Raw genomic sequence first — 2,796 nt, forward strand, 5'->3', positions numbered from 1 at the left:
GGCCCGCCATGTCAGTAAAAATACATCACGGTCCTCCTGGCTCCTACAAGACAAGCGGCGCGGTCATGGACGATTTCACCGAGGCCGTTTTCTCCGGTCGCGTGGTCATCACCAATGTCCGGGGCCTGGATGATGAGCAGCGGGTCCGGGAGGTTCTGACCAAGGCATTTCCTCGGCGCACTGTTCCCGCATCCTTTGAGCTGGTTTGGATTGATACCGAAACCGAGGAAGGCATTTTCCTGATGCAGTCCTTTTGGACCTGGGCGGACTGCGGGGCGTTCCTGCTGATCGACGAGGCCCAAAGCTTTTGGCAGTCCGAAATGCGCCCCGGCGATTGGGCACCGTTCGCCCTGCGTGGTGGCGTGGACGCTGCTCGGATCCAGGGACGGCCCCGCGACTATGCCGACGCCTGGACCCGGCACCGTCATTTCAACTGGGATATTGTCCTTACGACTCCGGACGTGAAGCTTTTTCACGGCAAAATCCGCTCTGTCTCCGAGGCGGCTTTCCTCCATAAAAACCAAGCCCTGGTGGGCATCAAGGGCCGCTACCTGGAAGGCATGCACATTGCCAGCAATAACGGCCTTTCTTCGGATCTGCTGATTGTTCGGACCCGCAAGATTCCGAAATGGGTTTTCGAGCTCTATAAATCTACATCCACGGGGGTGGTCAGTGACACAAAAGCCGGTCTCGCATTCTGGAAGAATCCAAAAATCATGGGCCTGCTCATATTTTTGGCCATTTTATTGGCGCTTATCATCAGTCGTGGAAACCCTCTCAAGATTTTTCGGCCCAAAGGTGAAGTCCCTTCTGCTGCTCCCGGTCAAAATTCTACGGGTCCGACTGGTGCGCCGTCTGCTGTTCTTTCTGGGCGTGCTGTATCTGATCCGTTCGCTGATTTTCTAGGAAAAACACTCTGGCTTGTGGGTGGTTCCGTGTACCGCTCCACGCCTACTGCTTCCATTGAGGTGATTTTCTTCGAGCTCCAAGGCCCGGACGAGTCCCAGGGCGTTATGCTGACTTCCGACACCTTATCCAATCTTGGGTATTCAATCACGCGCATAAATCGGAATTTAGTAAGCCTGAAAAAAGACGGTCAAGAATACTTCGCGCGTTCAAGGGGGATCATCAGTGAACAAAAAAACGTTTTGTAGCCTCGTCCTGTGTGTGCTTTTCGCGTCGCGCTCCATCGCCGGGACTATCGATTTCAGTTTCTACGATGCGCCTATCCGTGACGTTGCCGTTCTTGTCTCGGAGCTCACAAACCAGTCCATATCCGGATCATTCGGTGATCGCCGTATGACGTTGGTCGCCGATGACCTCGAGCTTTCGGAAGTGCTGCCCATCTTCTCGTCCTCCTTGTCGAGCATCGGCCTAACCTTGGTGAAAATGAACTGGGGCTACATCGTGCGTCCTGTCGAGCAAGGCATTGATCCTGGCGCGGGCTGGTCCGTCCATGTTTTGCAATATGTAACGGCTGATCAGATTTCAGACGCCCTGCAAACGGCTGTCGGCACGTCCGGCAAGGTGTCCGCCGTGGGCGAGTCCCAGGTTTTGATCACCGGCCCCTCTGACCAGGTGCGGAAATACTCGGCCATGGTCCGTGCTCTGGATGTCCTCCGGCCCGCCGATGTGGAACGGATCCCGGTCAAGCATCTCCGGGTGTCCACGGCCATTGAGCGGCTGCGAGCCGATGAAAGCGGGGTGCGCCTGATTCCTGACTATTGGGGCCATGCCGTTATCGTCCAGGGTCCACCGGCAGACCGGCAAATGGTCCGGCAAACGCTGGCCGCCATGGATCAGCCGTCGCCGGGGATCGATAGCCGGGTGATTCCGCTGCACACCCAGGATCCGGAGCAAATCCTTTCCATCATCAACGGGCTTTATGATGGCGTGTCCTCGCATATTGCCGGTAAATCCCTCCTTCTCTCCGGTCCTGCCGATCAGGTTTCCGCCGCTGAACGCATGATCACGGAACTTGACGGGTCATCCGTCCAGGTCCGGGTTGAGTGCGTGATTGCTTCGTTGACGGATCAGGAATTCGAGGAATTGGGCGTGCGTCTTTCCACCACGGGCTCGGTGTCCGCCAATTTGAATGCCGCTGGAATTGCCTCGCTCCTGACTCCCGGTCCCGGCCTGCTGGTGGATTTGATTTCCGGATCCCTGTCGGCGTCCCTGGCAGCAGTGGAAACCCATTCCCACGGTGAAGTCCTGTCTTCTCCGGTTGTCTCGGCCCTGTCCGGCCATTCCGCCCGGATAGTGGTCGGTCAGAACGTGCCGTTCATCGAGAAACAGACCAAGACCCAGAGCGGCGAGTCGGAATATTCGGTCACTCGCGAGGACGTAGGCGTTTCGCTGTCCATCACGCCCAAGGTCGAGGGTGATTTTATCTATCTGACCGTTTCCCAGGAAGTATCGAACGTGTCCATGACCACGACCAAGGCCGTGGATCTGGTGACGGAGAAAAAGGAAATCGAAAGCACGGTCAAGCTGGCCGATGGTGAATCCATCTTTCTTGGCGGCGTGAAGTCCATGGAAAAGGGCAGCAGCCGGGAATACGTGCCGATCCTTGGGTGGATCCCGCTTGTTGGCGAGGTGTTCACCTACCGCAAGACCACACAGGAAAGCCGGAATCTGGTTATTTCCCTTCGACCGACAATCATCCGTCAAAGCATATGAGGCCCGCGCCATGCTCTTTGCCTTAAATTTCCACCCCCCCGGGCCTTCACACCCCTTTGAGGGGCGGGGGGGTGGAAATTTCATACCTATTACGGCGTTATTCGAGATTGGAGCGGC

Annotated in this window: 2 protein-coding genes; both read left to right on the top strand. The window is 56.7% G+C overall.

Annotated features, from left to right (window positions below; genetic code table 11):
• Positions 1–1,154, top strand: a 1,154-nt coding sequence (locus EOL86_13425; protein ID NCD26576.1) for a hypothetical protein, incomplete at its 5' end; no start/stop codon positions are given.
• A gap of 145 nt (positions 1,155–1,299) precedes the next feature.
• On the top strand, positions 1,300–2,679 hold the full coding sequence (locus EOL86_13430) for a hypothetical protein (protein NCD26577.1): 1,380 nt from the start codon (positions 1,300–1,302) through the stop codon (positions 2,677–2,679).
• The last annotated feature ends 117 nt before the right edge of the window (positions 2,680–2,796 follow it).

The sequence above is a fragment of the Deltaproteobacteria bacterium genome (genome assembly GCA_009930495.1).
GTDB lineage: Bacteria > Desulfobacterota > Desulfovibrionia > Desulfovibrionales > Desulfomicrobiaceae > Desulfomicrobium.

Coding starts and splice junctions, on each gene's coding strand:
- EOL86_13430 (NCD26577.1), top strand. CDS start 1,300: ATGACGTTGGTCGCCGATGACCTCGAGCTTTCGGAAGTGCTGCCCATC.